Origin of the sequence: Kitasatospora sp. NPDC087861, assembly GCF_044742585.1 — a bacterium.
Classification (GTDB): domain Bacteria; phylum Actinomycetota; class Actinomycetes; order Streptomycetales; family Streptomycetaceae; genus Kitasatospora.
Map to the genome: position 1 here is coordinate 1 of NZ_JBIUUS010000042.1, position 26,085 is coordinate 26,085.

24 protein-coding genes and 1 pseudogene are annotated in these 26,085 nt (G+C 73.0%); 17 read left to right on the forward strand and 8 right to left on the reverse strand.

Annotated elements, in window-relative coordinates; genetic code table 11:
* Positions 1 to 112 precede the first annotated feature (112 nt).
* Together ACIOJE_RS35545 and ACIOJE_RS35550 are read right to left on the reverse strand one after the other, a co-directional pair.
* On the reverse strand, positions 113 to 919 hold the full coding sequence (locus ACIOJE_RS35545; protein WP_280678731.1) for an MHYT domain-containing protein: 807 nt from the start codon (positions 917 to 919) through the stop codon (positions 113 to 115).
* A 279-nt stretch (positions 920 to 1,198) separates the two neighbouring features.
* On the reverse strand, positions 1,199 to 1,594 hold the full coding sequence (locus ACIOJE_RS35550) for a VOC family protein (protein ID WP_280678729.1): 396 nt from the start codon (positions 1,592 to 1,594) through the stop codon (positions 1,199 to 1,201).
* A gap of 281 nt (positions 1,595 to 1,875) precedes the next feature.
* Here ACIOJE_RS35550 and ACIOJE_RS35555 point away from each other — a divergent pair, with 281 nt between their 5' ends.
* Positions 1,876 to 2,310, forward strand: coding sequence for a MarR family transcriptional regulator (locus ACIOJE_RS35555; protein ID WP_280678727.1), 435 nt, complete (start codon positions 1,876 to 1,878; stop codon positions 2,308 to 2,310).
* A gap of 392 nt (positions 2,311 to 2,702) precedes the next feature.
* The gene (locus tag ACIOJE_RS35560) at positions 2,703 to 3,992 is read left to right on the forward strand and encodes an MFS transporter (RefSeq protein ID WP_280678858.1); all 1,290 of its coding nucleotides are present in this window, start codon (positions 2,703 to 2,705) and stop codon (positions 3,990 to 3,992) included.
* Positions 3,993 to 4,059: 67 nt separating this feature from the next.
* Here the strand turns inward: ACIOJE_RS35560 and ACIOJE_RS35565 are convergent, their stop codons facing one another.
* On the reverse strand, positions 4,060 to 4,596 hold the full coding sequence (locus tag ACIOJE_RS35565) for a GNAT family N-acetyltransferase (protein ID WP_280678725.1): 537 nt from the start codon (positions 4,594 to 4,596) through the stop codon (positions 4,060 to 4,062).
* Between the two features lie 45 nt (positions 4,597 to 4,641).
* On the opposite strand from ACIOJE_RS35565, the gene thpR reads away from it, so the two are divergent.
* Positions 4,642 to 5,229, forward strand: coding sequence for an RNA 2',3'-cyclic phosphodiesterase (thpR, locus tag ACIOJE_RS35570; protein ID WP_280678723.1), 588 nt, complete (start codon positions 4,642 to 4,644; stop codon positions 5,227 to 5,229).
* 286 nt (positions 5,230 to 5,515) lie between these two features.
* On the opposite strand, the gene serC is transcribed toward thpR, so the two are convergent.
* Both serC and ACIOJE_RS35580 read right to left on the reverse strand, forming a co-directional pair.
* Positions 5,516 to 6,634, reverse strand: coding sequence for a phosphoserine transaminase (gene serC, locus ACIOJE_RS35575; RefSeq protein ID WP_400782129.1), 1,119 nt, complete (start codon positions 6,632 to 6,634; stop codon positions 5,516 to 5,518).
* Between the two features lie 137 nt (positions 6,635 to 6,771).
* The gene (locus ACIOJE_RS35580) at positions 6,772 to 7,872 is read right to left on the reverse strand and encodes a citrate synthase 2 (protein ID WP_280678719.1); all 1,101 of its coding nucleotides are present in this window, start codon (positions 7,870 to 7,872) and stop codon (positions 6,772 to 6,774) included.
* Positions 7,873 to 8,288: 416 nt separating this feature from the next.
* Between ACIOJE_RS35580 and pdxH the strand changes: the two genes are divergently transcribed.
* The 9 genes from pdxH (at position 8,289) to ACIOJE_RS35625 (ending at position 21,218) form a co-directional block, all read left to right on the forward strand.
* Positions 8,289 to 8,921, forward strand: a complete 633-nt coding sequence (gene pdxH / locus ACIOJE_RS35585) for a pyridoxamine 5'-phosphate oxidase (protein WP_400782212.1) — start codon at positions 8,289 to 8,291, stop codon at positions 8,919 to 8,921.
* 206 nt (positions 8,922 to 9,127) lie between these two features.
* On the forward strand, positions 9,128 to 9,319 hold the full coding sequence (gene fxsA / locus ACIOJE_RS35590) for an FxSxx-COOH cyclophane-containing RiPP peptide (protein ID WP_280678717.1): 192 nt from the start codon (positions 9,128 to 9,130) through the stop codon (positions 9,317 to 9,319).
* 161 nt (positions 9,320 to 9,480) lie between these two features.
* Positions 9,481 to 10,893, forward strand: coding sequence for a TIR-like protein FxsC (locus tag ACIOJE_RS35595; protein WP_400782131.1), 1,413 nt, complete (start codon positions 9,481 to 9,483; stop codon positions 10,891 to 10,893).
* Positions 10,883 to 14,896 carry an FxSxx-COOH system tetratricopeptide repeat protein gene (gene fxsT / locus ACIOJE_RS35600; protein WP_280678713.1) on the forward strand — a complete coding sequence of 1,338 codons (4,014 nt, stop codon included), beginning with the start codon at positions 10,883 to 10,885 and terminating at the stop codon, positions 14,894 to 14,896. Before ACIOJE_RS35595 ends, fxsT begins: the two co-directional genes overlap by 11 nt.
* Before the next feature lie 101 nt (positions 14,897 to 14,997).
* On the forward strand, positions 14,998 to 16,236 hold the full coding sequence (locus ACIOJE_RS35605; RefSeq protein ID WP_280678711.1) for an FxsB family cyclophane-forming radical SAM/SPASM peptide maturase: 1,239 nt from the start codon (positions 14,998 to 15,000) through the stop codon (positions 16,234 to 16,236).
* 3 nt (positions 16,237 to 16,239) lie between these two features.
* On the forward strand, positions 16,240 to 17,358 hold the full coding sequence (locus ACIOJE_RS35610) for an aKG-HExxH-type peptide beta-hydroxylase (RefSeq protein WP_400782134.1): 1,119 nt from the start codon (positions 16,240 to 16,242) through the stop codon (positions 17,356 to 17,358).
* A 374-nt stretch (positions 17,359 to 17,732) separates the two neighbouring features.
* Positions 17,733 to 17,918 (forward strand): hypothetical protein, encoded by a 186-nt coding sequence (locus ACIOJE_RS35615; RefSeq protein ID WP_400782136.1) that lies wholly within the window; start codon positions 17,733 to 17,735, stop codon positions 17,916 to 17,918.
* 56 nt (positions 17,919 to 17,974) lie between these two features.
* Positions 17,975 to 20,359: an FxsB family cyclophane-forming radical SAM/SPASM peptide maturase gene (locus ACIOJE_RS35620; RefSeq protein WP_400782138.1), complete on the forward strand. Its 2,385-nt coding sequence runs from the start codon at positions 17,975 to 17,977 to the stop codon at positions 20,357 to 20,359.
* A 151-nt stretch (positions 20,360 to 20,510) separates the two neighbouring features.
* Positions 20,511 to 21,218: an aminoglycoside N(3)-acetyltransferase gene (locus ACIOJE_RS35625; protein ID WP_400782141.1), complete on the forward strand. Its 708-nt coding sequence runs from the start codon at positions 20,511 to 20,513 to the stop codon at positions 21,216 to 21,218.
* A gap of 168 nt (positions 21,219 to 21,386) precedes the next feature.
* Here the strand turns inward: ACIOJE_RS35625 and ACIOJE_RS35630 are convergent.
* Positions 21,387 to 21,563 (reverse strand): annotated as a pseudogene (locus ACIOJE_RS35630) (pyridoxamine 5'-phosphate oxidase); the annotation flags it as partial.
* A gap of 136 nt (positions 21,564 to 21,699) precedes the next feature.
* On the opposite strand from ACIOJE_RS35630, the gene ACIOJE_RS35635 reads away from it, so the two are divergent.
* From ACIOJE_RS35635 to ACIOJE_RS35650, 4 genes are all read left to right on the forward strand, one after another.
* A complete protein-coding gene (locus ACIOJE_RS35635; protein ID WP_400782144.1) occupies positions 21,700 to 22,026 on the forward strand; it encodes a PadR family transcriptional regulator in 327 nt (108 codons plus the stop codon).
* Complete coding sequence (locus ACIOJE_RS35640; RefSeq protein WP_400782147.1) at positions 22,023 to 22,379, forward strand: DUF1048 domain-containing protein; 357 nt, start codon at positions 22,023 to 22,025, stop codon at positions 22,377 to 22,379. The genes ACIOJE_RS35635 and ACIOJE_RS35640 overlap by 4 nt, the downstream gene beginning before the upstream one ends.
* A gap of 1 nt (position 22,380) precedes the next feature.
* Positions 22,381 to 22,707 carry a DUF1048 domain-containing protein gene (locus ACIOJE_RS35645; protein WP_280678698.1) on the forward strand — a complete coding sequence of 109 codons (327 nt, stop codon included), beginning with the start codon at positions 22,381 to 22,383 and terminating at the stop codon, positions 22,705 to 22,707.
* A gap of 115 nt (positions 22,708 to 22,822) precedes the next feature.
* Entirely contained in the window at positions 22,823 to 23,569 is a 747-nt protein-coding gene (locus ACIOJE_RS35650; RefSeq protein WP_280678696.1) for a phosphotransferase family protein, read from the forward strand.
* Positions 23,570 to 23,651: 82 nt separating this feature from the next.
* On the opposite strand, the gene ACIOJE_RS35655 is transcribed toward ACIOJE_RS35650, so the two are convergent.
* Positions 23,652 to 23,864: a VOC family protein gene (locus ACIOJE_RS35655; protein ID WP_280678694.1), complete on the reverse strand. Its 213-nt coding sequence runs from the start codon at positions 23,862 to 23,864 to the stop codon at positions 23,652 to 23,654.
* A 19-nt stretch (positions 23,865 to 23,883) separates the two neighbouring features.
* Positions 23,884 to 24,330 (reverse strand): nitroreductase family deazaflavin-dependent oxidoreductase, encoded by a 447-nt coding sequence (locus tag ACIOJE_RS35660; RefSeq protein WP_400782151.1) that lies wholly within the window; start codon positions 24,328 to 24,330, stop codon positions 23,884 to 23,886.
* Positions 24,331 to 24,847: 517 nt separating this feature from the next.
* On the opposite strand from ACIOJE_RS35660, the gene ACIOJE_RS35665 reads away from it, so the two are divergent.
* Positions 24,848 to 26,083, forward strand: coding sequence for a cytochrome P450 (locus tag ACIOJE_RS35665; protein ID WP_400782154.1), 1,236 nt, complete (start codon positions 24,848 to 24,850; stop codon positions 26,081 to 26,083).
* Positions 26,084 to 26,085 lie beyond the last annotated feature (2 nt).

Sequence of the window (26,085 nt, forward strand, 5' to 3'; positions counted from 1 at the left end):
GGGGGGGGGGGGGGGGGGGGGGGGGGGGGGGGGGGGGGGGGGGCCGGGGGGGGGGGGGGGGGGGGGGGGGGGCGCCCCCCCCCCCACGCCTCCGGAGCTTCGGTCGGCCGGCTCAGCGCCTGGCGCCGGCCTGGTTCAGCGGCCGCCGCGGGCGCGGGACCAGCGGGGCCGCCGGGCCGACCAGCAGCGGCTGAGAGCTCGCGCGGCTCGGCGAGACGGCGAAGGCCAGCGAGCCGAAGAAGATGTAGCAGCCGAGTCCGACCCCGAGCGGGAAGATGAACTGCAGGGCCATCACCCCGTCTTGAGTGGAGTGGGAGAAGTCGAGCTGCACCGAGAGCGCCGCCATGCCGGTGTAGTGCATCGCGCAGACCGCCACGCCCATCACCGGCGCCGCCGCGAGGACGGCGAGCGTGCCGCGGATGTTCAGCGTGGCCCAGAGCGCGGCCGTCGCCGCGAACACCGCGATGGCGACGGACAGCCCCACCGTGACGTGGTCGTACTGGAGGTGGCCGGGCAGGACCATCGCGGCCATGCCGAGGTAGTGCATCGCCGCGACCCCGAGGCCGGTGGTCAGCCCGCCGGCCAGCAGCGACAGGACCGGACGGCGGCTGTACCCGACGGTGAACAGGCCGATCCCGACCACGGCGACGGCGACCAGCAGGCTGAGCACGGTCAGCCAGGGCTGGTAGCTGATCTCGACCCCGGAGACGGAGAAGCCGAGCATCGCGATGAAGTGCATGGACCAGATCCCGGCGCCGAGCGAGGTCGAGGCGAAGAGGAGCCAGACCACCCGGGTGCGGCCCTGGGAGACGAGTGCCCAACGGGCGCTGCGCAGGGCGACGAAGGCGCCGAGGCAGGCGACGAAGTACGAGACCGCCGGTGTCACCCAGCCGTGGTCGGCATGATGGATCTCACCCAAGAGAGCTCCCTGGAGGGATGCGGGGATAAGGGCGCCAGGACTCGGGCGGACGCGGGTGGCCGAGGAGGGGAAGGCCGGGGGAACGCGTGCGGAGGTGGGCACGGGAGAATGGTCCCGCCGAAGGGAGACCTGGCGTAGTGGTGCCCCTGACAACCGGGACAGTAACCACTACCCGGCAGTCGCACAATGTTCGTGCTTTTCGTGAAATCCCAGGTCAGGATGGGCATTTACGGGGCCTACATGATCTTGGCACCAATTCCTGACAACGCCTGCGCAGGGCTACTCCAACGGGGCTAGCCCGAACGGGTGGCCGGCCGGGTCGATCAGCACCTTGAGCGTCCGGCCGTGCTGGTACGTCGGCTCGGTCGCGCCGAGCGCGAGCGCCTTCGCGATGGCCTCGTCCAGGTCGTCCACGTAGAAGTCCAGGTGGAAGTGCTTGCCGCCGTCCGGCTCCGTCCACGCCTCCGGCCGGTAGCCGGTGACCCGGCCGAAGCCCAGTGGGCTGCCGCCCTCCGGGTTGTCCAGGATCGCGAACTGCTCGTCCGTATGACGGGTCTCCCAGCCCAGCAGCTCGCCGTAGAAGCCGGCCAGCGCGACCGGGTCGGCGCAGTCGATGGTGACCATGGCGAGGCGGGCGAACCCGGTGTCGTTCTGCTCGGCGGCGAGGTCGGACATGTCTGGTCGGCCCTTCTGGGAGTGGTGTCGGCCCTTCTGGAAGGGGGAGCGGGCGCCCGGCGGCGCGTCGGATCGAGGCCTACGACCAGCATCGCACCGGGCCGATCTTCCGGCGCGGTGGTGCCGGAGGGGCTGGTGCGGTGGTGCCGGTGGTGCCGGAGGGCTGGTCGGGCTAACGGGGTGGCGGGTGGACGGGCGGGCGGGGCGAGGGTCGGTGAGGCTGATGGGGCGCGAAGTGAACGCATTTTCCTTAGGGAGAGTAATGACGTAAGCTAAAGAACATGCCCGAGATGTCCGAGCAGGACCTCGCAGCGGTCAATCAGCTGCGGTCGTCCGTGATGCGCCTCTCCCGTCGACTCAAACACCAGAGGGTCGAGGAGTCGCTGAGCCCCACCGAGATGGGGGTGCTCGGCACCCTCGCCCGATGCGGAAAGGCCACACCGGGTGAGCTCGCCCGGAAGGAGCACGTGCAGCCTCCCTCCATGACCAGGATCGTCGCGATGCTGGAGGAGAAGGGCCTGGTGCGGCGGGAGCCGCACCCCGAGGACCGCCGCCAGGTGGTCGTCAGCAGCACCGAGCAGGCCGAGGCGATCCTCGCGGAGAGCCGTCGGCGTCGCAACGTCTGGCTCGCCGAGCTCGCCGAGGGGCTCGACGAGGAGGAATGGGCCGTCCTCCGGGAGGCCGCGCCCGTGCTCTACAAGCTCGCACACCTCTAGGCACACCGACCCCGGCCGGCCGCCGGGAGAAGAAGGAGTACCGCATCACCGCAGGACCGACCACCGAAACCAGGAGCGCGACGGCCTTCGTCCGGGCCGTCGCGCCGCGAGGGGAGACCACCGTGACACCGCCGGCCGCAGCCAGCGCCGCCGCCATCCGTACCGACGACCAGACCACCGACCCCACCGCGGCGGGCGCCGCGGCCGCCGACCTCCAGGCACCCGCCCCCACGGGGCTGCCCGGCAGCGGCGACGACGACCCCGACGAACGCACCGCGGCGGACGACCCCGCCGCTCCCGGCCGGACCCACTCGGCCACGCCGTCGTCCGCCACCGGCTCGTCGTCCAGCGGCTCGTCCGCCGCCGGCGCCCGCTTCACCCGGCCCGGAGGGATGTTCTCCTCCCTGCGCGTCCGCAACTACCGCTACTTCTTCGCCGGCCAGGTGGTGTCCAACACCGGCACCTGGATGCAGCGGATCGCCCAGGACTGGCTGGTGCTCAGCCTCACCGGCAGCCCGCTCGCGGTCGGCATCACCACCGCCATGCAGTTCCTGCCGATGCTCCTGCTCGGCCTGTTCGGCGGCGTGCTCGCCGACCGGATGCCCAAGCGCCGGTTGCTGATCTACACCCAGGGCACGATGGGCCTGCTGGCCGCCGGCCTGGCCGCCCTGACCTTCGGTGGCGTGGTGACGCCGTACTACGTGTACGCCTTCGCGCTGCTGCTCGGCCTGGTCACCGTGGTCGACAACCCGACCCGGCAGGCCTTCGTGTCCGAGATGGTCGGGCCCAAGGACCTCGCCAACGCGGTCAGCCTGAACGCCGCCAACTTCCAGACCGCCCGGCTGGTCGGCCCCGCCGTCGCGGGCCTGCTGATCGCCGCGGTCGGCAGCGGCTGGGCGTTCGCGGTCAACGCGCTGTCCTTCGTCGCCGTCATCGGCGGGCTGCTCGCCATGCGGGAGAGCGAACTGCGCCCGACCGAGCCGATCGCCCGCGAGAAGGGCCAGCTGCGGGAGGGCCTGCGGTACGTGAAGGAGCGGCCCGAACTGCTCTGGCCGATGGTCCTGGCCGGGTTCATCGGCACCTTCGGCTTCAACTTCCCGACGCTGCTCTCCGGGTTCGCCTACGACACCTTCAAGGTCGGCGCCGGGCAGTACGGCCTGCTGAACACCGCGATGGCGGTCGGTTCGCTGACCGGCGCGCTGCTCGCGGCCCGCCGGGGCGTGCCCAGGCTGCGCCGGCTCGTGGGGGCGGCGCTGGCCTTCGGCGCGCTGGAGGTGGTGGCCGCGTTCGCGCCCGACTACTGGACCTTCGCGGTGCTGCTGATGCTGGTCGGGGTGTTCGGACTCAGCTTCAACACCTCCGTCAACGCCTCGCTGCAGCTGGCCACCGACCCCGCGATGCGCGGGCGCGTGATGGGCCTGCTGGTGCTGGTCTTCACCGGCGGCACGCCGATCGGCGCCCCGATCGTCGGCTGGGTGACCGCCTCGTACGGGCCCCGGCTGGGCCTGCTGGCCTGCGGGCTGGTGTCCGCGCTGGCGGCCGGCGTGGTCGGCCTGGTGCTGGCCCGCAGCGCGGACCTGCGGGTGCGGTTCGACCTGCACCCGGGACGTGGCGGCCGGGTGGTGGCCTTCGTGCCGCGCGCCGTCGCCACCGCCAAGTCGGGGCTGGCTCCGGCCTGCTGACGGTGCGTCAAACCCCGGGGGCGGTGGCCGCCCCCGGGGTGTGTGACGCAGGGGTGGGGCAGCGGTGTCAGAGGCGGATGGCGAGGACCTGGCCGGGCCAGATCCCGCTCGGCTGCTCGACCTCGAACGACTCCGTCTCGGTGAACCCGAGCGCCCGGTACTGGCCGACCAGCTTGCGGTCGGCGCCCCCGTAGCAGTCCACCCGCAGCAGGCCGATGCCGCGCCGACGGGCCTCCTCGACCGCGTCGGCGATCAGTGCGGCGCCGATCCCCGAGCCCTTGCGGCTGCGGTCGGTGACCAGGTTGCGGATGAACAGCTCGCGCTCGTCCACTGCGGGGATGTACTTCCCCCGCTGCTCGGACAGCACGCAGGAGCCGACCGCGCGGCCCTCGTCGTCCTCGGCGAGGCGGATCAGGAACGGCTCGGTGCCGTACTGGGCGATCTGCTCGACCCTGGCCGGGACGGTGCTGAACGACTGGTCGCCCCACTGGCCGGTGCGGCCCTGGCCGGCCAGCCAGCCCACGGCGCCGTCGAGCAGGGCGAGGATGGCGGGAACGTCCTCGGGACCACCGGTGCGGATCTTGATGTTGCTGGAACGAATCACAGAGGCCGTTCTAGCCCAAACCGACGTTCGAGGGAAGATGGCGGTGTGAGGCTCTTCGTGGCGGTCCTCCCGCCGGTCCACGTGCTGCAGGGCTTGTCCGATGCGGTGGCGCCGGTGCGCGGGCTGCCCGGGGCCGACCGGCTGCGCTGGACCACCGTCGAGGGCTGGCACCTGACGCTGGCCTTCCTCGGCGCGGTGGCGCCCGAGCGGCTGCCGGAGCTGGAGGCGGACCTGGCCGCCGTCGCCGAGGTCCACCCGGCGCACCGGCTGCGGGTGTCCGGCGCCGGCCGGTTCGGCGACCGGGTGCTCTGGGCCGGGCTGGAGGGGCAGACCTGGGCGCTGCGCCGGCTCGCCGAGGCCGTCGGCGACGCCACCGCCGAGCTGACCGGGGAACTCGACACCTTCACCTTCCACCCGCACCTCACCCTGGCCCGGGCCGGCTCCTCCCGCGGCCGCCGGCGGGCCGCCCAGCGCGTCGCGGCGGCCGAGCTGGAGGCCCTGGCGGCCGCACTGGCCGAATACCGGGGGCCGATGTGGGAGGCCACCGAACTGCACCTGATGCGGAGCGAGCCGGACGGCGTCTCCGCGCACTACGCCTCGCTGCACGCCTGGCCGCTGGCCCACTGGAGCTGACGCCCGGGGTGCGGGCCCCGGGGGCGGGCGGGACTCGGCGTCGGGGCAGGTCCCGGGGTGCGGGGCGGGCCTCGGCGTTCGGTCGGGGGTGAGACGGAGGTACGCTCGTTGACCGTGGATCCCAAGACTCGTATGCGTATCGTGACCGGCACCCTGGTGTTGCTGCTGGTCGTCGTGCTGATCAGCTCGATGGTCGGCAAGTAGGCCCGAAAGGGCGGATGGGCCGGAACGGCGCGAGGGCCACCGCCCGGAGGCGGTGGCCCTCAGCCGTGCGTGGGGTCGGTGCTCAGAGCTGCTCGACCACGTAGTCGATGCAGTGGGTGAGCGCCTCGACGTCCGCCGGGTCGATCGCCGGGAACATCGCGATGCGCAGCTGGTTGCGGCCCAGCTTGCGGTACGGCTCGGTGTCGACGATGCCGTTGGCACGCAGTGCCTCGGCGACCGCGGCGGCGTCCACCGACCCGTCGAAGTCGATGGTGCCGACCACCTGGGAGCGCTCGGCCGGGTTCGCCACGAAGGGGGTGGCGTAGCCGGACTTCTCGGCCCACGCGTACAGCCGGGACGAGGAGTCAGCCGTACGGGCGACGGCCCAGTCGAGCCCGCCGTTGCCGTTCAGCCACTCCAGCTGGTCGGCCAGCAGGAACAGGGTGGCGATCGACGGGGTGTTGTACGTCTGGTCCTTCGACGAGTTGTCGATGGCCGTCGGCAGGTCGAAGAACGGCGGGATGTAGCGGCCGGAGCCGGCGATCTCGGCGGCGCGCTCCAGGGCGGCCGGGGAGAACGCGGCCAGCCACAGGCCGCCCTCGGAGGCGAAGGACTTCTGCGGGGCGAAGTAGTAGACGTCGGTCTCGGTGATGTCCACCGGCAGGCCGCCGGCGCCCGAGGTGGCGTCCACCAGGACCAGCGAGCCCTCGTCCGCGCCCACCGGGCGCTTGATCGGCATCGCGACGCCGGTCGAGGTCTCGTTGTGGGTGAGCCCGTAGACGTCCACGCCGGCCTCGGCGACCGGCAGCGGGTGGGTGCCCGGGGCGGTCTTGATCACGGTCGGCTCGGCGAGCCACGGCGCGGCCTTGACCGAGGAGGCGAACTTGGAGGAGAACTCGCCGAAGTCCAGGTGCTGGGACTTCTCCCGCACCAGGCCGAAGGCGGCGATGTCCCAGAAGGCGGTGGAGCCGCCGTTGCCGAGGACGACCTGGTAGCCCTCGGGGAGCGAGAAGAGGCTGCTCACGCCCTCGCGTACGCGCTTGACCAGGTTCTTGACCGGGGCCTGGCGGTGCGAGGTGCCGAGCAGGGAGGTCTGGGTGGCGGCGAGGGCACTCAGGGCCTCGGGGCGCACCTTGGACGGTCCGCAGCCGAAACGGCCGTCTGCGGGCTTGATGTCAGCGGGGATCTGGATCTGAGCCACGCGCGCAGCCTACCGGCCGCGGACCCGGCCGGGGTACGGTCGTCCGCCCGGTGAGATGTGATCTTCGCGGCTCCCAGCTGCGGAAACAGCGGGCCCGGACGAGGCCGGACCCGCTGCTCAGGACGGTACCGAGGTGGTCAGTGGGCGATGGCTTCCCAGCCCTCGATCTCCTCGGGGCGGCGCGGGCCCGGGCCGATGTAGCGCGCGGCCGGGCGCACGAGCCGGCCCGTGCGCTTCTGCTCCAGGATGTGCGCCGACCAGCCGGCCGTGCGCGCGCAGGTGAACATCGAGGTGAACATGTGCGCCGGCACCTCGGCGAAGTCCAGCATGATGGCGGCCCAGAACTCGACGTTGGTGGCCAGCACGCGGTCGGGGCGGCGGTTGTGCAGCTCCTCCAGCGCGGCCTTCTCCAGCGCCTCGGCGACCTCGAAGCGGGGCGCGCCGAGCTCCTTGGCGGTGCGGCGCAGCACCCGGGCGCGCGGGTCCTCGGCGCGGTAGACGCGGTGGCCGAAGCCCATCAGGCGCTCGCCCTTGTCCAGCGCGTTCTTGACCCAGGCGGTGGCGTCGCCGGTGCGCTCGATCTCCTCGATCATGCCGAGCACGCGGGACGGCGCGCCGCCGTGCAGCGGGCCGGACATCGCGCCGACCGCGCCGGAGAGCGCGGCCGCCACGTCGGCGCCGGTGGAGGCGATGACGCGGGCGGTGAAGGTGGAGGCGTTCATGCCGTGCTCGGCGGCGGAGGTCCAGTAGGCGTCGATGGCCTTGACGTGCTTCGGGTCCGGCTCGCCGCGCCAGCGGATCATGAACCGCTCGACGACCGTCTCGGCCTTGTCGATCTCGCTCTGCGGGACCATCGGCAGGCCCTGGCCGCGGGCCGACTGGGCCACGTAGGACAGCGCCATCACGGCGGCGCGGGCGAGGTCGTCGCGGGCCTGCTCGGCGGAGATGTCCAGCAGCGGCTTGAGGCCCCAGACCGGGGCGAGCATGGCGAGCGCGGACTGCACGTCGACCCGGATGTCACCGGAGTGCACCGGGATCGGGAACGGCTCGGCGGCCGGCAGGCCGGGGTTGAACTTGCCGTCCACCAGCAGGCCCCACACGTGGCCGAAGGAGACCTTCCCCACCAGGTCGTCGATGTCGACACCGCGGTACCGCAGCGCGCCGCCTTCACGGTCGGGTTCGGCGATCTCGCTCTCGAACGCGACGACTCCCTCAAGCCCGGGTACGAAGTCGGACATACGACGGCTCCTTCAGTTCTGCGATCGGCGCTGCGCCGTGGTGGGGCGGCGCGCCAGTGACCGAATGGTGGTTGGCACTCGGTGCCAGAGTGGCAGGCACGGGGTGCATTACGCCATACACCACCGCGGTGATGTTGCCCCTGGGCCCGCTTGACTTTTTCGCCGAGGGTCGGTCGTGCCCGGGAATCTCCGGAACCAAACGCCGTGTTCCGGACAATTCACCGTACGGCGGGTGGCCGAGCGGTGGCGAGACACCTTAACTCCCACCGGGGTTTGTCCGGAGGTAGCGGTGCCGGTTGCTTGTCGTACGGGATGATGTTGACGTGCAGACCCCGGAACGCGCCCAGTCGACGCCCCTGAGCCCCGCCACCCGGAACCTGGCCGACGAGGCCCGGCCCGGCCCGGACCTCACCGTGATGCGCAAGCACTACAGCCATGAGGGCCTGGTCGAGGAGCAGCTCGCGCCCGAGCCGATCGGCCAGTTCACCCGCTGGTTCCACGAGGCGGCCGACGCCGGCGTGGTCGAGCCCAACGCGATGGTGCTCTCCACCGCCGACGCCCAGGGGCGGCCCAGCTCGCGCACCGTCCTGCTCAAGGGCTACGACGCGCGCGGCTTCGTGTTCTTCACCAACTACGGCTCCCGCAAGGGCTCCGAGCTCGCCGTCAACCCGTACGCCGCACTGCTGTTCCCGTGGATCGAGCTGGCCCGCCAGGTGATCGTCCAGGGCCGGGTGGAGAAGGTCGGCCGGGACGAGACCGCCGCCTACTTCCGCACCCGGCCGCACGGCTCCCAGCTCGGCGCCTGGGCCAGCGAGCAGTCCAGCCCGGTCGGCGGACGTGCCGTCCTCGAACAGCGCTACGCCGAACTGGAACGCCGCTACCCGGAGGGCGAGGGCGTGCCCGTGCCGCCGTTCTGGGGCGGGTACCGGGTGATCCCGGAGAGCGTCGAGTTCTGGCAGGGGCGGGAGAACCGGCTGCACGACCGGCTCCGCTACCTCGCCGAGCCGGCCGACCCCACCGGGTGGCGGGTGGAGCGGCTCTGCCCGTAGCCGTTCGGCGCCGTCGTCCGTCTCGGCGTCGGCGCCGTCGTCGGTGTCGTCGTCGGTGTCGGTCTTGGGAACGGCCCGGGCGCGGCGAGCGCGCGAAGCTGACGGCCCGTCACCGTCCAGGTGTAGGATGCTGCCCGTCGCGGACCCTGGGTCGAGTCTCTTCCGGCCAGTGACCCGCTGTGCCGGCACGATCGAGTGAGGGACTGATGGGCGTCACCGGTACGGAAACCCCTGCTGGACTCGGCTCCGACCTGGTCGATGTCGCCGCCCTGCCGCTCGACGAGCTCGACGCCCTGCCCGACACCGTCCTCGGCGATCTGCTGCGCCGGGTGGTCGCGGACGCCCTGGCCCCCGGCGCGGAGCCGCTCGCCGCCTTCCAGTCCGCACTCGACCGCTGACCCGCCGCTCGACGGCCGGCCCTCGACCGGGCGGCTGACCGCCGGTTAAACCCCCGGGCCGCCGTCGAACTCGGCAACTTCCGGCGCGGTTGGTGGAGTTCACGACATGCTGGGTATGAAACCGGCGCCGTCGCGGCACCGTCGGGCTCGGGGGGACACAGGTGTTGGAGCATCAGCAGGACCAGCGCAAGCCCTACTTCTTCTTCAGCTACGCGCGTCGGGACTACGAGGCCGAGGACGCCTTCGTGGACCAGTTCTTCAACGACCTGAGGGACGAGCTCGGCCGGATCGAGCCGGCCGCCCGCGCCGACGAGATCGCCTACCGGGACACCGAGCAGCTGCGCCTCGGCGACGAGTGGGCCGAGCAGCTGGCCAGGATGCTGGGCCGCAGCCGGACCATGGTCGCGCTCTACTCGCCCGCCTACTTCGCCAGCCTCTACTGCGGCAAGGAGTGGACGGCCTTCCGCGGCCGGGTCCGGCGCCACCAGGAGGACCAGGGCGAGCTCATCCCGGCCCTGGTCCCGGTGCTCTGGGAGCCCGTCGTGCCGGGCGAGCTGGCCGAGGAGGTCACCAAGATCCAGTGGGCCCAGCCGGACATGGGCGAGGCCTACGCCCGCTACGGCCTGCGTGCCCTGCTGCGCACCGGACCGCAGGGCGAGGCCTACCTGCAGGTCGTCCGGGTGGTCGCCGAGCGGGTCCGGGACGCGGCCGCCCGTCGGCTCACCGAGCTGGCCGACTTCGACCTCGGCGCGGTGCGCGGCTACTTCCCGGGGCCGGCGGCCATGGAGCCCCCGCGCGCCGCGGGGATGGTCCGGCTGTTCATCGCGGCGGGCAAGGCCTCCGACGCCGCCGTGGCGGGAGGCTCGCAGGCCGGCGGCTGGTACGGGGCCAAGCCGTGGCACTGGGCGCCCTACCACCCGCCGACCCAGCCGTCCCTGGCGGTGCGCGCCCAGCAGGTGATCACCGCCGCCGGGCACACCACCACGCTGGAGGAGGTCGGCACCGGCCTCGGCGAGAAGCTCGACCAGGCCCGCGAGGACAGCCAGGTCAGCGTCCTGCTGGTGGACCCGTGGATGGCCGGCACCGACCGCTACCGGTCCGCGCTGCGCGAGTACGACGACCACAACCACCCGGTCACCGGCGTCATGGTCCCGGACGGGAGCGGTGATCCGGCCCGCGGACCGGAGCGCGACGCGCTGTGGGCCGGCGTGCGCGGTGTGTTCCGGCGCAACTGGCTGCGCCGGAGCGATCCGGAGCACTTGTTCCGGGTCAAAGTGAACCGGGAGAGCTTCGACTCCGATCTCACCATCATGGTGACGGTCGCTCAGAACAAGCTCATGGACGACAACTTCGATTGGGGGGACGATGGCGGCGGTGCCGCGTTCGGCTTCGGCCTCGACGGCGCGAACGGCCCGGCGATGCCCGGGCTGGCCATCCCGGCCGGACCGCCAGGCCCGCGCCGCAGCCCGTCCACGCGGCCCGATCCGGAACCGGGCCCGGGAGACGTGCCCAATCCGCGCCACAGCCAGGACGACACGGCGTCGCTGAGGGGAGACCAGGACGATGATCACTGAGTCCGGCGCAGAGCCGGGGCGCGGCGGACCGGGATCGGTCGTCACGTTCTACTCGTTCAAGGGCGGCACCGGCCGGACCATGGCGCTCGCCAACGTCGGCTGGATCCTCGCCAGCCGGGGCCTGCGCGTGCTGGTGGTCGACTGGGACCTGGAGGCGCCCGGCCTGCACCGCTACTACCACCCGCTGCTGGTCGACCCCGAACTGCACTCCACCGAGGGCCTGATCGACCTGCTGCGCTCCTACGTCCGGCAGGCGCTGCCCTCCGCCGTCGGACCGGACGGCCTGCCCCCGGCCGCCTGGCTGGACCAGCCCGGGCGACTCGACGGCTACATCTGCGGCCTCGCCCTCGACCTGCCCCCGGGCGGCCGGCTCGACTTCCTGCCCGCCGGCCGGCAGAACGCCGCCTACGCCGCCGCCGTCACCAGCTTCAACTGGCGCAGTTTCTACCACGGCCGGGACATCCGCGGCGGCGAGTTCCTGCGCGAACTGCGCGAACGCTGGGCGAGCGCCTACGACTACGTGCTCATCGACAGCCGCACCGGCGTCAGCGACACCTCCGGCATCTGCACCGTCCTGATGCCCGACACCGTCGTCGACTGCTTCACCTTCAGCGCCCAGAACATCCGCGGCGGCGTCGACGCGGCCCGGGCCATCGCCGAGGCCGAGGAGCGGGCCATCCGGGTCCTGCCGGTGCCGATGCGGGTCGAGGACGCCGAGCAGGAGCGCCTCGAAGCCGGCCGCGACTACGCCCGCGAGTCCTTCGCGCCCTACCTCGGCCGCTGGCTGGCCGCCGAGCGGCGGGCCGGCTACTGGGCCGACGTCGAGGTGCCGTACAAGCCGTTCTACGCCTACGAGGAGGTGCCCGCCACCGTCGCCGACCGGCCGCAGGAGGCCCGCAGCCTGCTCAACGCCTTCGAGCGGCTGGCCGGGTGGATCACCGACGGACAGGTCCGCACCCTGCGCCCGCTCAGCGCCGAGACCCGCCGCCGGCTCTACGGCGCCTACCTGCGCTCCGCCCGCGCGGTGCCCCGCCAGGTCTTCGTCAGTTACGCGCCCGAGGACCGGATGTGGGCCGAGTGGGCAGCCGGCACCCTCACCCGCTTCGGCTACCAGGCCTCCCTGCACAACGCGGCCGAGCCCTACGGCGGCAGCCGTCCGCCGGAGGTCGTCGGGCCGCTCGACGGGCAGGGCCGGCTGCTCGCGCTGCTCTCGCCCGAGTACACCGCGCTGCCCCGCGCCACCGAGGTCTGGCAGCTCCTGAACGGGCGCGAACTCGCCTCCGGCTCACCGGCGCTGGTCGCCCTGCGGCTGCAGGACTCGGACGAGCCGGTGCCCCGGCCCTTCGTCGGCCGGGCCGCGCCCGACCTGGTCCGTTCCTCGGCGGTGGCCGCCGAGTCCCAGCTGTACGGCGAGCTCGGCCCGCCGCCCGGCGGCCACCGCCAAAGCGACTCCGACAGCGGCGAGTTCGCCGCCCCGGCCCGCTTCCCCGGCACCGCCCCGCAGGTCCAGGAGGCGCCCTCGCGCAACGCCTCCTTCATCGGTCGCGGCAAGCTGCTCGAACTGCTCCGCAACCGTTTCACCGGCGGGCCCGCCGCGGTGCTCAGCCAGGTCCTCTACGGCTTCGGCGGCGCCGGCAAGTCGCAGATCGCCGCCGAGTACGCGCACCGTTTCAAGGCCGCCTACGACGTGGTCTGGTGGGTCCCCGCCGAGGAGCCCGCCAACATCCCGCAGAAGCTCGCCGAACTCGCCCCCCGGCTCGGCGTACCGAGCAGCGACGACGTCGCGCACACCGCCGCCGCGGTGCTCGACGCGCTGCGCCGCGGTCAGCCGTACCGCCGCTGGCTGCTGGTCTTCGACAACGCCGGCACCCCCGAGGAACTCGCCCCCTGGCAGCCGGCCGGATCCTCCGGCGGGCACGTGCTGATCACCTCCCGCAACCAGGGCTGGGCCCGGCACGCCGGCCTCGTCGAGGTCGACGTCTTCCTCCGGGAGGAGAGCGTCCGGCTGCTGCGCCGCTTCAACAGCGGCCTCTCCCCGGAGGACGCCGATCAGGTCGCGCACCGGCTCGGCGACCTGCCGCTCGCCGTCGGCCAGGCCGCGGTCTGGCTCCAGGAGACGTCGATGCCGATCGCCACCTACCTCGAACTGCTCGACGAAGAGCTCACCGAGATGCTGGAGCGCACCCGGCTGCGCACCGCCGACTACCCGCACTCGGCCGCCGCGACCTGGCGCATCTCGGTCGAGGAACTGCGCCGGATGAACGCTCCGGCCGCCCAGATCCTGGAGATCTGCGCCTTCTTCGGGCCCGACGCCATCCCGATGCGGCTGCTCTACAGCCGGGCCGTCACCCGCGCCCTGCGGCTGCCCCCGCGCGCTCCCCGCGACAAGCTCGCGATCGGCGAGTTCCTGCGCGCCATCAACCGGTTCGGGCTCGCCCGCACCGACCAGGGCAGTGAGACGATCACCGTGCACCGGCTGGTCCAGGCCGTGCTCCGGGACCAGGTCGAGGAGGAGCGGCGGGCCGAACTGCGCGCCGTCGTGCACGCCGCGCTCGCCACCGCCAACCCCGGCGACCCGGACATCCCCGCCAACTGGTCCGAGTACGCCGAACTCCTGCCCCACCTCTGGCCGTCCGGTGCCGTCGACAGCGCCGACGAGGACGTCCGGCAGTGGATCATCGACTCGGTCCGCTACCAGTGGAAGCGCAGCCTGCACGAGTCCGGCCGGGAACTCGCCGAGCGCACCCTGGAGCACTGGCGCCAGGACGGCTACGGCGGGCCCGACTTCGACGCCGACAACGACGCCCAGACCCTCATGCTGCGGACCCAGCTGAGCAACATCCGCCGCTCCCAGGGCGCCCTCCAGGAGGCGTACGAGATGGACCGGGACATCCTGGAGCGGTTCACCGCCACCCTCGGCCCCGAGCACTCGCACACCCTCGCCGTCGCCAACAGCCTCGGCGCGGACCTGCGCTTCCTCGGCCGCTACGACGAGGCCCGGGCGCTGGACCGGCGGACCCTGGACGCCGCCCGGCGCACCCTCGGCCCGGACCACCCGCGCACCCTGATGATCACCAACAACCTGGCCGTCTCCGACTACCTGGCCGGCGACCGACAGGCCGCCCTCGAACGGCACCGCAGCAACTACCTCCAGCAGCGCGACGCGCTCGGCGCGCACAGCCTCTACGCGCTCTCCTCCGCCTCCAACTACGCCCGCGACCTGCGCGAGACCGGGCGGCTGCGGGAGGCGCTGGACCTGCTGGAGGAGACCGTCCGGATCTACCAGCAGACCATCGGCGACGGCCACACCGACACCCTGCGCGCCCGCAAGAACCTCGCCGTGGCGCTGCGCCGGGCCGGCCGGTACAACGAGGCACTGGAGATCGACGAGGACATCTACCAGCGCTACCTGGACATCAACGGGGCCGAGCACCCCGACACCCTGGCCGCCGCCACCAACCTCGCCAGCGACCTCAACGCCCTCGGCGACACCGACCGGGCCATCCCGCTCGCCGAGCGGGCGCTCGGGCGCTACCGCGACTACCTGGGCGAGAACCACCCGGTGACGCTGGCCGGCGCCAACAACCTCTCGGTCTACCTGCGACTGGCCGGCCGGGCCACGGAGGCGCGCGAACTGTCCGGGCGGACGCTGGCGCAGTTCCGGACCGTCCTCGGCGACCACCACCTCTACATCCCGATCGCGATGATGAACCACGCCAACGACCTCGCCCTGGCCGGGGAGACACCGGCGGCGCTCGCGCTGGAGCTGGAGGCGGCGCCGCTGATGACGGCGACCCTCGGCCCGGACCACTACGACTCCATCGGCATCAACTCCAACCTCTCGCTGTCGCTGGCCACGGTGGGGGAGACCGAGCGGGCCGCCGAGTTGCGGGCGGACTGCATCCGCCGGGCCCGGGTGACCCTGGGGGAGGAGCACCCGACGACGGTGGCGGTGAAGGCCGGCCAGCGGCTGGACTCCGACGTCGAGCCGCCGCACGTGTGACGGCGGGGCGCGGGTGACGGCCGGCGGCGGCTTGCCCGTGTGACGGCGGGGCGCGGGGCGGGGAGGGCCCGGGCCGGGCGGACGGCGCTAGGCTCGCGCGCATGGTGCCGTTCCGGCAGTTCCTGCTGAAGATCCACAGCCGGTGCAACCTGGCCTGCGACTACTGCTACATGTACGAGGGCGCGGACCAGAGTTGGCGCGACCGGCCGCGGCTGATGGCGCTGCCGACGGCCGGCCGGACCGCCCGGCGGATCGCCGAGCACGCGGCCGAGCACCGGCTCGACGAGGTGGCCGTCGTGCTCCACGGCGGCGAGCCGCTGCTCGTCGGTGCGGCCCACCTGGACGCGTTGCTGGGCGAGTTGGCCTCGGCCGGCCCGCGGATCCGGTTCAGCCTGCAGACCAACGGGCTGCGGCTGCTGGACGAACCCGCCCTGCTCGACGTGCTGCACCGCTACCGGGTCGCGGTCGGGGTGTCGCTGGACGGCACGCGGGCCGACCACGACCGGCACCGGCTGCTGCCCTCCGGCGCGGGCAGCTGGGCGCGGGCGGCCGAGGCCGTACGACTGCTCGGCTCGGCCGAGCACCGCGACCTGTTCGCCGGGCTGCTCTGCGTCGTCGACCTGCGGGCGGACCCGGTGGCCACCTACGAGGCGCTGCTGGAGTTCTCCCCGCCCCGGCTCGACCTGCTGCTGCCGCACGCGACCTGGCAGACCCAGCCGGCCGGGGTGCGGCGGACGGTGCCCCTCGCGCCGCCCCGCGGCGGGGAGCCCGCGCCGTACGGGGAGTGGCTGATCGCCGCGTTCGACCGCTGGTACGACGCCCCCCGGCGGGAGACCGGCGTGCGGCTGTTCGAGGAGCTGGCCGTCCTGCTGCTCGGCGGCCGGGCGGCCAGCGAGGCGGTGGGCCTGGCGCCGGTCGACCTGGTCGTGGTCGAGGCGGACGGCACGATCGAACAGGCGGACAGCCTCAAGGTGGCCTTCGACGGCGCCGCCGGGACCGGTCTGGACGTCTGGCGGCACGGCTTCGCCGAGGCCGCCGCGCACCCGGCCTTCCGGGCCCGCCAGCGCGGCCTCGGCGGGCTCGGGCCGGTCTGCGCGGCCTGCCCGCTGGCCCGGGTCTGCGGCGGCGGGCTCTACGCGCACCGGTACGCGGCGGGGGGTGCTGGTGGGGGCGCCGCCGGGGGTGTCGCTGAGGGCGCCGCCGGGGGCGCCGCCGGGGGTTTCGCTCACCCGTCCGTGTACTGCGCGGACCTGGACCGGCTGATCCGCCACATCGCGGGGAGACTGCGGGCGGACATGGCCGGACTGGCCGGTGTGACCGGCTCTGGGCGAGGAGGATGACCGGTGGCAGGTACGGGCGAAGTGGTGGCGGCCGGGGTGCCCGGCGCGCGCGGGGCGGACGGACTGCCCCGGCACGGGGTGGACCGGGCGACCTTCCGGGCGATCGCGGGCGCACGCGGCGGACCGGAGGCCGTCCGGCTGCTGCGCGCCGGGCAGTTGAGCAAACGGGTGCTGCTGCTGCTGGCGCTGCGGCGGGCGGCCCCGGACGACGAGGGCTACCGCGAGGCGTGCGCCGAGGTGTGGGCGCTGCACCGGGCGGACCGGGCGCGGTGGGAAGAGGTGCTGCTGCGGCCGGAGTTGGATGCCTGGGCGGCCGGCTGCCTGCGTGGCCTCGCGGCCGGCGAGACCGTCTCGCTGGGCGGGCTGGGCGAGTTCGTGCGGGCCGGAGCCGGAGCCGGAGCCGGGGCCAGCTCCGGCTCCGGGTTCGGACCGGCGCTCGCGCTTGAGTGCGACGGGCTGCGGTGGGGGCCGGTGATCGACCACCTCGGGCCGCGCCGGGTGGACTACGGGAGACCCCCGGCCGGGCCGCTCGATTCCGTCGAACTCGGCCGGTGGGAGGAACGGTTGGCGCAGGCGTGGCAGATCCTGGTGCGCCGCCACCGGCGGCACTCGGAGGCGGTCGCGGCCTGCGTCACCACCGTCGTCCCGCTGCGGCCCGCCCCGGGCGGGGAGGCCGTCAGCGCCGCCGCCCGCCGGGCGTACGGCGGGGTGGCGGCCTCGCTGCCGGGCGATCCGGTGCTGCTGGCGCTGGCCCTGGTGCACGAGTTCCTGCACGTCCAACTGGGCGCCCTGCTCGACCTCGTGCCGTTGCACCGGCCCAACGGTGCCGCCGTCTACCACGCCCCCTGGCGGCCCGACCTCCGCCCGGTCGGCGCGCTGTTGCAGGGGACGTACGCGCACCTGGGCGTCGCGGACTTCTGGCGGGCCGAGGCGGCCGCCGGCGAGGGCGACCGGGCCCGGGCGGAGCGGGAGTTCGCGCGCTGGCGGGCGCACACCGGCGCGGCGGCCGGAACGCTGCTGGCGAGCGGTGAACTCACTGGCGCGGGGATGGAGTTCACGCGGGAGCTGGACCGGGCCGTGCGCGGACTGGGCGAGCCGGGGCGAGGTCCGGGCGGCGCCTGAGGGCGGTCGTGGTTCGGCAGGTCGGTCGAGGCGTGCGGTCGTGGGGCGTGTGCTCGCGGGGTGTGCGGCCGGACGGCGTGTGCGTGCGGGGCCGCCGGTCGCGGGAGACCCCGTCGCGGTGGCGCCGGTCGCGCCGGTCGCGCCCCGGCCTGGCGTCCACGCTTCGGCGTGCGCCAGGGCGAAGCGCGCGACCGCTGAACGGGTGAATTTTTGGGGCTGCGGCCGCCGTTGCACGGCTTCGACCGGCAAGGGGCGCCAAGTCGAGACCGCAAGCCGTCTTGCAAAGGCCCGGCTGGGTCTATCGTGGTCGCAGTCTCGAACTTGGGTGGCTTTCCCACCCTCGACCGGTCCTAACCGCGCCTAAGGAAACGAAGATGACACCGGTAACCAGCATCCGGCCGACCACCGACCTGACAGAGCCTCAGGACGCGTCGGATCGCCTCTCCCTCGCCGATCTGGCCGCACTGGGCGCGGAGGAGCTCGCCGACCGTCTGCAGCGCGCGCTCCCCGGCGCGGAATCCGGCCTCGTGCCGGTCGCGGCCTTCAACTCCTCGATCTGACACGCTCCGTCACCCCGAACGGAATCCCCAGGCCGAGCCCCAACCCCATCAGATCCATGACGACGCGAATTCCGCTGCCTCTCACGCAATTCGTGGTCAAGATGCACAGCCGGTGTGATCTCGCCTGCGACCACTGCTACGTCTACGAGCACGCGGACAGCAGCTGGCGCGCCCGGCCGAAAGTCATCGGCGACGAGATCCTGACCAGGGCCGCCGAACGCATCGGCGAGCACGCGGTCGCCCACCGGCTGACCGCCATCCGGGTCGTCCTGCACGGGGGAGAACCCCTGCTCGCCGGCCCGGACCGGCTGCGCCATGCCGCGCGGACGCTCCGGGCGGCCCTCCCGTCCGGCTGCGCCCTCGACCTGCGCATCCACACCAACGGCGTGCTGTTGAGCCGCGCCTTCTGCGACCTGTTCGCCGAGACGGGCATCAAGGTCGGCATCTCGCTCGACGGCGACAAGGCCGCCAACGACCGCCACCGGCGCTACGCCGACGGGCGCAGCAGCCACCCTCAGGTCCTGCGGGCGGTGGCGCTGCTGCGCGAGCCCGCGTACCGGCACCTGTACGCCGGGCTGCTGTGCACCATCGACGTCGAGAACGATCCGGTCCGGGTGTACCGGGCGCTGGCCGAACTCGAACCCCCCGCGGTCGACTTCCTGCTCCCGCACGCCACCTGGGACGAGCCGCCGAAACGTCCCGCCGGGCAGGGGGACACCCCGTACGCGGACTGGCTGCTCGCCGTCCACGGGCTGTGGGATGCGGACGGCCGGCCGTTCGCCGTGCGGACCTTCGAATCCGTCCACCGGACCCTGCGCGGGTTCTCCAGCCTCACCGAGTCGCTCGGACTGGAACCCTCCGACCTCGCGGTGCTGGAGACGGACGGGACCTTCGAGCAGGCGGACAGCCTGAAGACCGCGTACGACGGCGCGCCCGCCACCGGTCTGAATGTCTTCGACCACAGCCTCGACGACCTCGCCCGCCACCCGGGCATCGCCGCCCGCCAGTCGGGCCTGCCGGGGCTCAGCCCCACCTGCCGATCCTGCCCCGTCGTGCGCTCCTGCGGAGGCGGCCTGTACGCCCACCGCTATCGGAGCGACGATGGGGGAGGCGGCTTCGACCACCCCTCCGTCTACTGCGGGGACCTCATGACGCTCATCAACGGCATCGCGGCACACGGCAGTCCGGTGGTGGTGCCCGCACAGGGCGGCGAACCGGTGGTGCCCGCCGCACTCACCTCGCCACAACTCGACGAGCTCGCCCGGGGGTACGGCGGTGCGGACACCGTCCGAGCCCTCACCCGCTCCCAACTCGCCCTCACCCGGGCGATGCTGGCCGCCGCCTGGGACGCCTCCGGGCAGGGGCGGGCCGAAGCGTGGTCGCTGCTCGCGGAGCTCGACGTCGCAGCGCCGGCCGCCGTCGACGCCGTCCTCGCCCACCCGTACGCGCGGGCCTGGGCCGCCCGCCGCCTGGCCGGGGACCTCGGCACCGACCTCGGGCCGCTGGCCGCCCTCGCCGCGGCCGCGGCGGTGCGGGCCGGGCGGGGGGACGCGGTGGCGGTGCCGGTGCGCGGCGGGTGGCTGCACCTGCCGACGCTCGGGCGGATCGCCGTACCCGCCGGGGAGGCGGTCGTCACGGGCCTGGCGGGCGGGTTCAGCGTGCGGGCGGCCGACGGTTCGGTCCGGACGACCCTGGACGAGCCGCTGCGCCGGATCCGGCTCGCCCCGGGGTGGACGGTCTCCCTGGAGGACGTCGACCCGCTGCGGGACAGCCACGACCACGCCGTGTCCGAGCGGCTGTCCACCGGCGAACTGCTCGACTGGACGGGCGCGTTGCGCGAAGCCGGGGAACTGCTCGGGCGGGACCTGCCCGGGTACGCGGACGGGATGCGGGCCGGCCTCACGACGGTGACCCCGTTGCGGCCGGGCCCGGCGGGCCGGGACATCAGCTCGGCCGCGCGCCAGGCCTTCGGCGCGGTCGGCATCGCCCGACCCGCCACGGCGCCGACCCTGGCGCTGCTGCTGGCCCACGAGTTCCAGCACGTGAAGCTCGGCGCCGTACTGGACCTGCTGGACCTGTACGACCGCAGCGACGACACGCGCTACTTTGCCCCCTGGCGGCCCGACCCCCGGCCGCTCGAAGGGCTGCTCCAAGGCACCTACGCCCACCTGGCCGTCACCGAGTACTGGGGAACCCGCAGCCTCGCGTACGACGGTCTGCCGGGCGAGGCCGCCGACCGGGCGCGGCGGGAGTTCGCGCTCTGGCGGCAGTACACCGCAGAAGCGGTCGAACGGCTGGCCGAATCCGGTTCGCTGACCTCGGCCGGCTTGCGCTTCGCCGACGGCATGCGTGCGACCGTCACCCCGTGGCTCGCCGTGCCCCTGCCCCCCGCCGCCGAACAGGCCGCCGCCCGGGCCCGGCAGGAACGCGCCCTGGCCTGACCTCATTCACCCGGCCTCGGGACACCCTCACCCGGGGCCCCAACTCCGGGGAACCGTCATCCTCACCGAATCCCGCGCCGGCAGCGTCGCCACGGCGCTCTCCCCCCGTCAACTCGTCCATGACCTCGCAGAGCTCGGCGTCCGTCCGGGCATGGTGCTGCACGTCCAGGCGTCCCTGCGCGCCCTCGGCCCGGTGGCCGGGGGCGCCGCCGGCGTCGTCGACGCGCTGCTCGAAGCCCTCGGCCCGGACGGCACCCTGGTCGCCTACACCGCCACCCCCGAGAACTCGGCCACCTCGCGCATCCACAAGACCGCCACCGCCGGCCTGTCACCGGCGGAGGTGACCGCGTACCAGTCCCGGATGCCGCGCTTCGACCCGGCCACCACGCCCTGCTCGCCGACCATGGGCGCGCTCTCCGAGGAGATCCGCACCCGGCCCGGCGCGCTGCGCAGTCGCCACCCCCAGACCTCCTGGGCCGCGCTGGGCCGCCGGGCGGTGGAGATCACCGCCCACCACCCGCTCACCTCCCACCTGGGCCCGGAGTCGCCGCTCGGGCGCCTCTACGACCTCGACGCCCGGGTGCTGATGCTCGGCGTCCCGATGGCCCGCTTCACCGCCTTCCACCTCGCCGACCTGCGCCAGCCGGACGTCCGGGTGCGCGAGTACCGCTGTGCCGGCCCCGACGGCTGGCTCACCTTCCAGGCGCCGGACCTGGACGACCTCCACTTCGCCGAGCTCGGCACCCGGGTCCTGGCCGCCGCCACCGGCGTCACCTCCACCCACCTCGGCACCGCCGGCTGCCGCCTCGTCCCGGTACGGGAGGCCGTCGACCTCGCCACCCGACTCCTACGTCCCTGACCGCCCGCTACCCGGCCGACGGCCCGTGCCCCAGCAGATCGGGGGCACGGGCCGACGGGTGTCACGCGCGTGGGAAGTCGGAAGCTCCGACGTCCGACGTACCGCGGGGGGTTACTACTCCAGCCGTAGACCGTGATCCGAGAGCGGCGCGTCGGCGAGGGACGGCCGCTATTCCAGCCACATCCCGTCGCGCATGATGACCCTCCCGCGTAGTTCCGGCTCTCCGTGCCAAGCGCGCACAGCCCTCGGGACCACGCGTACGTACAGGGAGGAACCCTCCTCCGCGCGGGGATCCCACCCGAACTTGTCGGCGAACGCCTCCGCTGCGCCTCCGGGCACCTCTTGCGGTGCTCAGGGTGGCCCGGGATGCCGACATGGACGGCCTCGCCGCCATAGACCTCGACGCGTGGGCTACTCGGTGATACCGTGTAGTGGTACTCGGTGATACGGGGTACTGGGAGGGTCGAAGAGGAGGGCCGCGATGGACGACCTGACGGAGATGTTGAAGGGCACGCTTGAGGGTTGCGTGCTCGAGATCATCGGCGGCGAGGAGACCTACGGGTACGCCATCACGCGTCGGCTGAACGAACTCGGCTTCGCCGACGTCGTCGAGGGGACCGTCTACACCATCTTGCTGCGGCTGGAGAGGAACGGGCTCGTCCAGGTGACGAAGCGACCGTCCGGGATGGGTCCGCCGCGCAAGTTCTACGCGCTCAACGACGCGGGGCGCGAAGAGCTCGGGAGGTTCTGGGCGAAATGGGAGTACCTCTCGTCACGAATCGACAAGCTCAAGGAGGGTGGGAGATGAACGTCTGGGAGAGCATGACCGGCAGCGACCTCACCAGGGAATGGAAGGCGTTCGAAGCCCGGGCCGAGGCATTGCCGCCCGACCACCGGGCGGCGTGGGAGCAGATCAAGGTTCACCTCTCTCCCTACTCGGACTTCACGGGTCGCAACCTGATGCCGATCCTCGACGGCGCCCTGGGGCTGCTCGAAGAGACGGCGGCGGACGGGCAGAGCGTCCACGACGTGCTGGGCGACGACGTCGAGGGCTTCTGTGCGGCGCTGGCCGGCGGGGAAGGGGCCCGGAGCTATCGCGACCGGTGGCGCGAGCAGTTGAACAGGAACGTCGCAAGGAAGTTGGGCCGGCTAGGAGGCTGACATGGGCATTCAGGACATCATCGAGGGCAAGAAGCAGTGGCGAGCGCACACGGCGCGGGTCAAGGCGCTCCCGCCGGACTATCGGATCGTCTACAAGGAGATGCAGAAGTACTTCTTCAAGATCGGACCGATCGACCTGGCTGACGGGACCCTGCTCTCAGGGATCGTCGATTTCTTCGAGGAGGGCGTCGCGGCCGGCAAGGGAGTCCTGGAACTCATCGGCAACGACGTCGCCGCCTTCTGCGACGACCTGGTCAAGGACTCGCGAACCTACGCGGATGTCTATCAGGAGTCCGTCAGCGGGAAACCCGGTACGGCCGGGCAGTAGGACCGAGCGGCAGATCGGTCACTTGAGGCGGTGCGTGGCGGGACGGCTGCGACGCCCCCGCCGCGCCCGCGAAAACCCCGGCCACGGCGGCGGTCGCCCCTCGATACTGGTCGACATGGATGAGGTCGAGGTCGTCGTCGCCCATTCCGAGCGCGCGACCCTGCGCGTCGGCGACGTGTTCCTGAAGGTGGACGCCGATCAGGCGCGCATCGACGTCGAGGTCGAGGCGATGGCGATGGCGCCGATCCCGACGCCGGCGGTCCTGTGGCGCAAGCCGCCCGTGCTCGCGCTCGCCGCCCTCCCGGGCACGGCACTCGGCCGCCTCGGCGGGCCGTCGACCGGGTCACCGGCGGCGTGGGCCGCGGCGGGCGCCGCCATCCGGAAGCTGCACGACGCGCCGCTGCCGCCCCGGCCCGGCCGGGCCGGCCGGAGCATCGTCGCGCTGGCGGCCGAACTCGATGACGAGTGCGAGTTGCTCGTGACGAACGGCCTCCTGCCCGCCGACCTGGTCACCCGCAACCGTCAGGTCGCCGAGGCGGCGCTCCGGCCGTGGACTCCGGCGTTCACGCACGGCGACCTGCAGATCGCGCACGTGTTCGTCGACGGCGACGAGGTCACCGGCATCATCGACTGGTCCGAGGCGGGCCAGGGTGATGCCCTGTACGACCTCGCCACCTTCACGCTCGGACACGAGGAGCAGCTCGACGACGTCATCGCCGGCTACGGCACCGACATCGACCTCGACGTGATCCACGCGTGGTGGTCGTTGCGAAGCCTGCTGGTGGTTCGCTGGCTGATCGAGCACGGCTTCGACCCCTTCGCGCCGGGCTGCGAGGTCGACGTGCTGAGGTCCCGGATGTGAGGCTGCGCGAGCCCGACGGCTACGAGCGGTCCCAAGGGCTCCCGACAGGGTGTGTCGCGGCGGGCGACCGACGATGCCGAGCTCAGTGAACGCAGAACTCGTCGCCCTCCGGATCCTGCATCACGACAGAACAGGAGCCCGAGCCCTCGACGCGTGGACGGGACGCACCGGCGCGCTCCAGGTGGGCCACCTCGGCAAGCGCGCGCACCTTCCGGGTTGCGAACGGTACGCCGCGCCCTCCGCTCACGCCGAGGTCGAGGTGGAGCCGGTTCTTGGTGGCCTCGGGCTCGGGCACCTGTTGGAACCACGCCCGGTCAGTGCGCGGTCGGCACCGGCTCCAGCACGAACAGCGGGATCGCACGGCCGGTCTTGGTCTGGTATTCGGCGTAGTCCGGGTAGGCGGCGACGGCCCGCTGCCACCACTCGGCCTTCTCCGCGCCGGTGACCTCTCGCGCCATCATGTCCTGCCGCACCGGCCCGTCCTGCAGCTCGACCCGGGGATCTGCCTTCAGGTTCCAGTACCAGACGGGGTGCTTCGGCGCGCCGCCTTGCGAGGCGACCACGGCGTAGAGCCCGTCGTGCTCGACCCGCATCAGCGGGGTCTTGCGCAGCTTGCCGGACTTGGCCCCGACGGAGGTCAGCAGGATGACGGGCATCCCCCGCAGCGTCGTGCCCTCCGTCCCGCCGGACGACTCGTAGGCCTCGACCTGGTTCCGTACCCAGTCGGCTGGGCTGGGCTCGTACTCACCCTTGAGTGGCATGCGTATCCATCCCATCACTCTCGGTTATGCTGGCTCGACCCATGATTCCACTCTCCCGGCCGGTTCGGGCCGAAATTGCGGAGCGGATCCTGGCGCGCCACCGGGTGCTGCGATCTCATGAAAGCCCGAGGCTGGGGCCGCCTTCGGCACCTGTCCACGCCGCAGCAGGCATATTCCTGATCTGGAATAAGAATCCTGCCCGGGGTCTCCCGCTCTGACGCTCCGAGGAACTGTTGGCCGGCGGCTCCCTACGAGGTGCAAGGAGCCGCCGGAACATATCGCGAGTCGTCGGTGAGGGCACGGTCGAACGGGATCGGGGGTGCTCGCCGGTGGTGGGCGGAAGCGGGGAGGCCGGGCCTCTGCCGGTTCGACCTGAGCATCGGCATAGACGGTGCACAGTGCGTCTGGCTGGATGGTCCTGGTCACACCGTCGCTGCCCGTTGACGACCGCACCGGGTCCCTCTACAACGGAGCACAGACACCGGGGCACCCCCGAGAGATCCTGAGGAGCAATGCCATGGCTCCAGACGACAGCGGCTGCCCGGTGCTCGACATGACCGCCCGGGCCCCGCACCAGCAGAACGCGGAGCTCCGCTCCGCCGGGCCCGCCGTGCGGGTCGAACTCCCCGGCGGCATCATCGCCTGGTCCGTGACCCGCAGTTCGGTGATCCGCGCCCTGGCCGGCGATCCGCGGGTCTCCCGCGACGCGCGCAAGCACTGGCCCGGCCTGGCCTCGGTGCCCGAGGGATGGCCGATGGGGCCGATCGCGTTCCAGCAGAACTTCTTCAACCGCTACGGCGGCGAACACCGCTCGGCACGACGACGGATGGCACCCTCGTTCTCGCCCCGCCGGGTGTCCGCGCTGCGGCCCGGGATCGAGGCGACGACCGCCGCCCTGGCCGGCGCGTTCCGTGGACTCGCCCCCGGCGAGGCCGTGGACATCCGCCGGGCCCTCTCGCTCCCGCTCACCATGACGGTGATCTGCGACCTCTTCGGCGTACCCGCCGACATGCGGCCGCAGATCGGCCGGTCGATGGACACCCTGCTGACGACGACGGCGACGACCGAGCAGATGACGGTCTCGCGGGCGGAGATGAACGTGGTGCTGGCCGAACTGCTGGAGCTCAAACGACGCGACCCCGGGCCCGACCTCGCCAGCGACGTGGCAGCCGTCAGCACCGGCGGCGAGACGGGCCGCACCGAGGAGGAGTCCCGCGACGAGCTCTTCCTGATGCTCGGCGCCGGGTACGAGACCGCGGTCAACCTCATCACCAGCGCCGTCCAGGCGCTCCTCACCCACCCCCGCTACCTCGCCCAGGTCCGCGAGGGCACGCTCGGGTGGGAGGACGTCATCGAGGAGACCCTGCGCCACGAGAGCCCGGTGATGCACATCCCACTCCGCTACCCCCTGGAGGACATCGACCTCGGCGAGGGCGTGATCATCCGGCAGGGCGAGCCGATCCTGCTCGGATTCGGCGCGGCCGGCCGGGACCCGGAGGCCCACCCGGACCGGCCGGACGACTTCGACCCGACCCGCCCCGACAAGGAGCACCTGTCCTTCGGCTACGGCCCGCACTTCTGCCTCGGCGCGCCCCTGGCCCGGCTGGAGGCCGAAGTGGCCCTGGACGGCCTCTTCGGCGCCTACCCCGGCAGCGTCCTGGACCCGGCCAGCCCGGCGCCGACCCGGCTGGAGTCCGTCATCGTCAGCGGCCCGTCCGAGCTCTGGATCGTCCCGGCGCCCGCCGCAGTGTGACG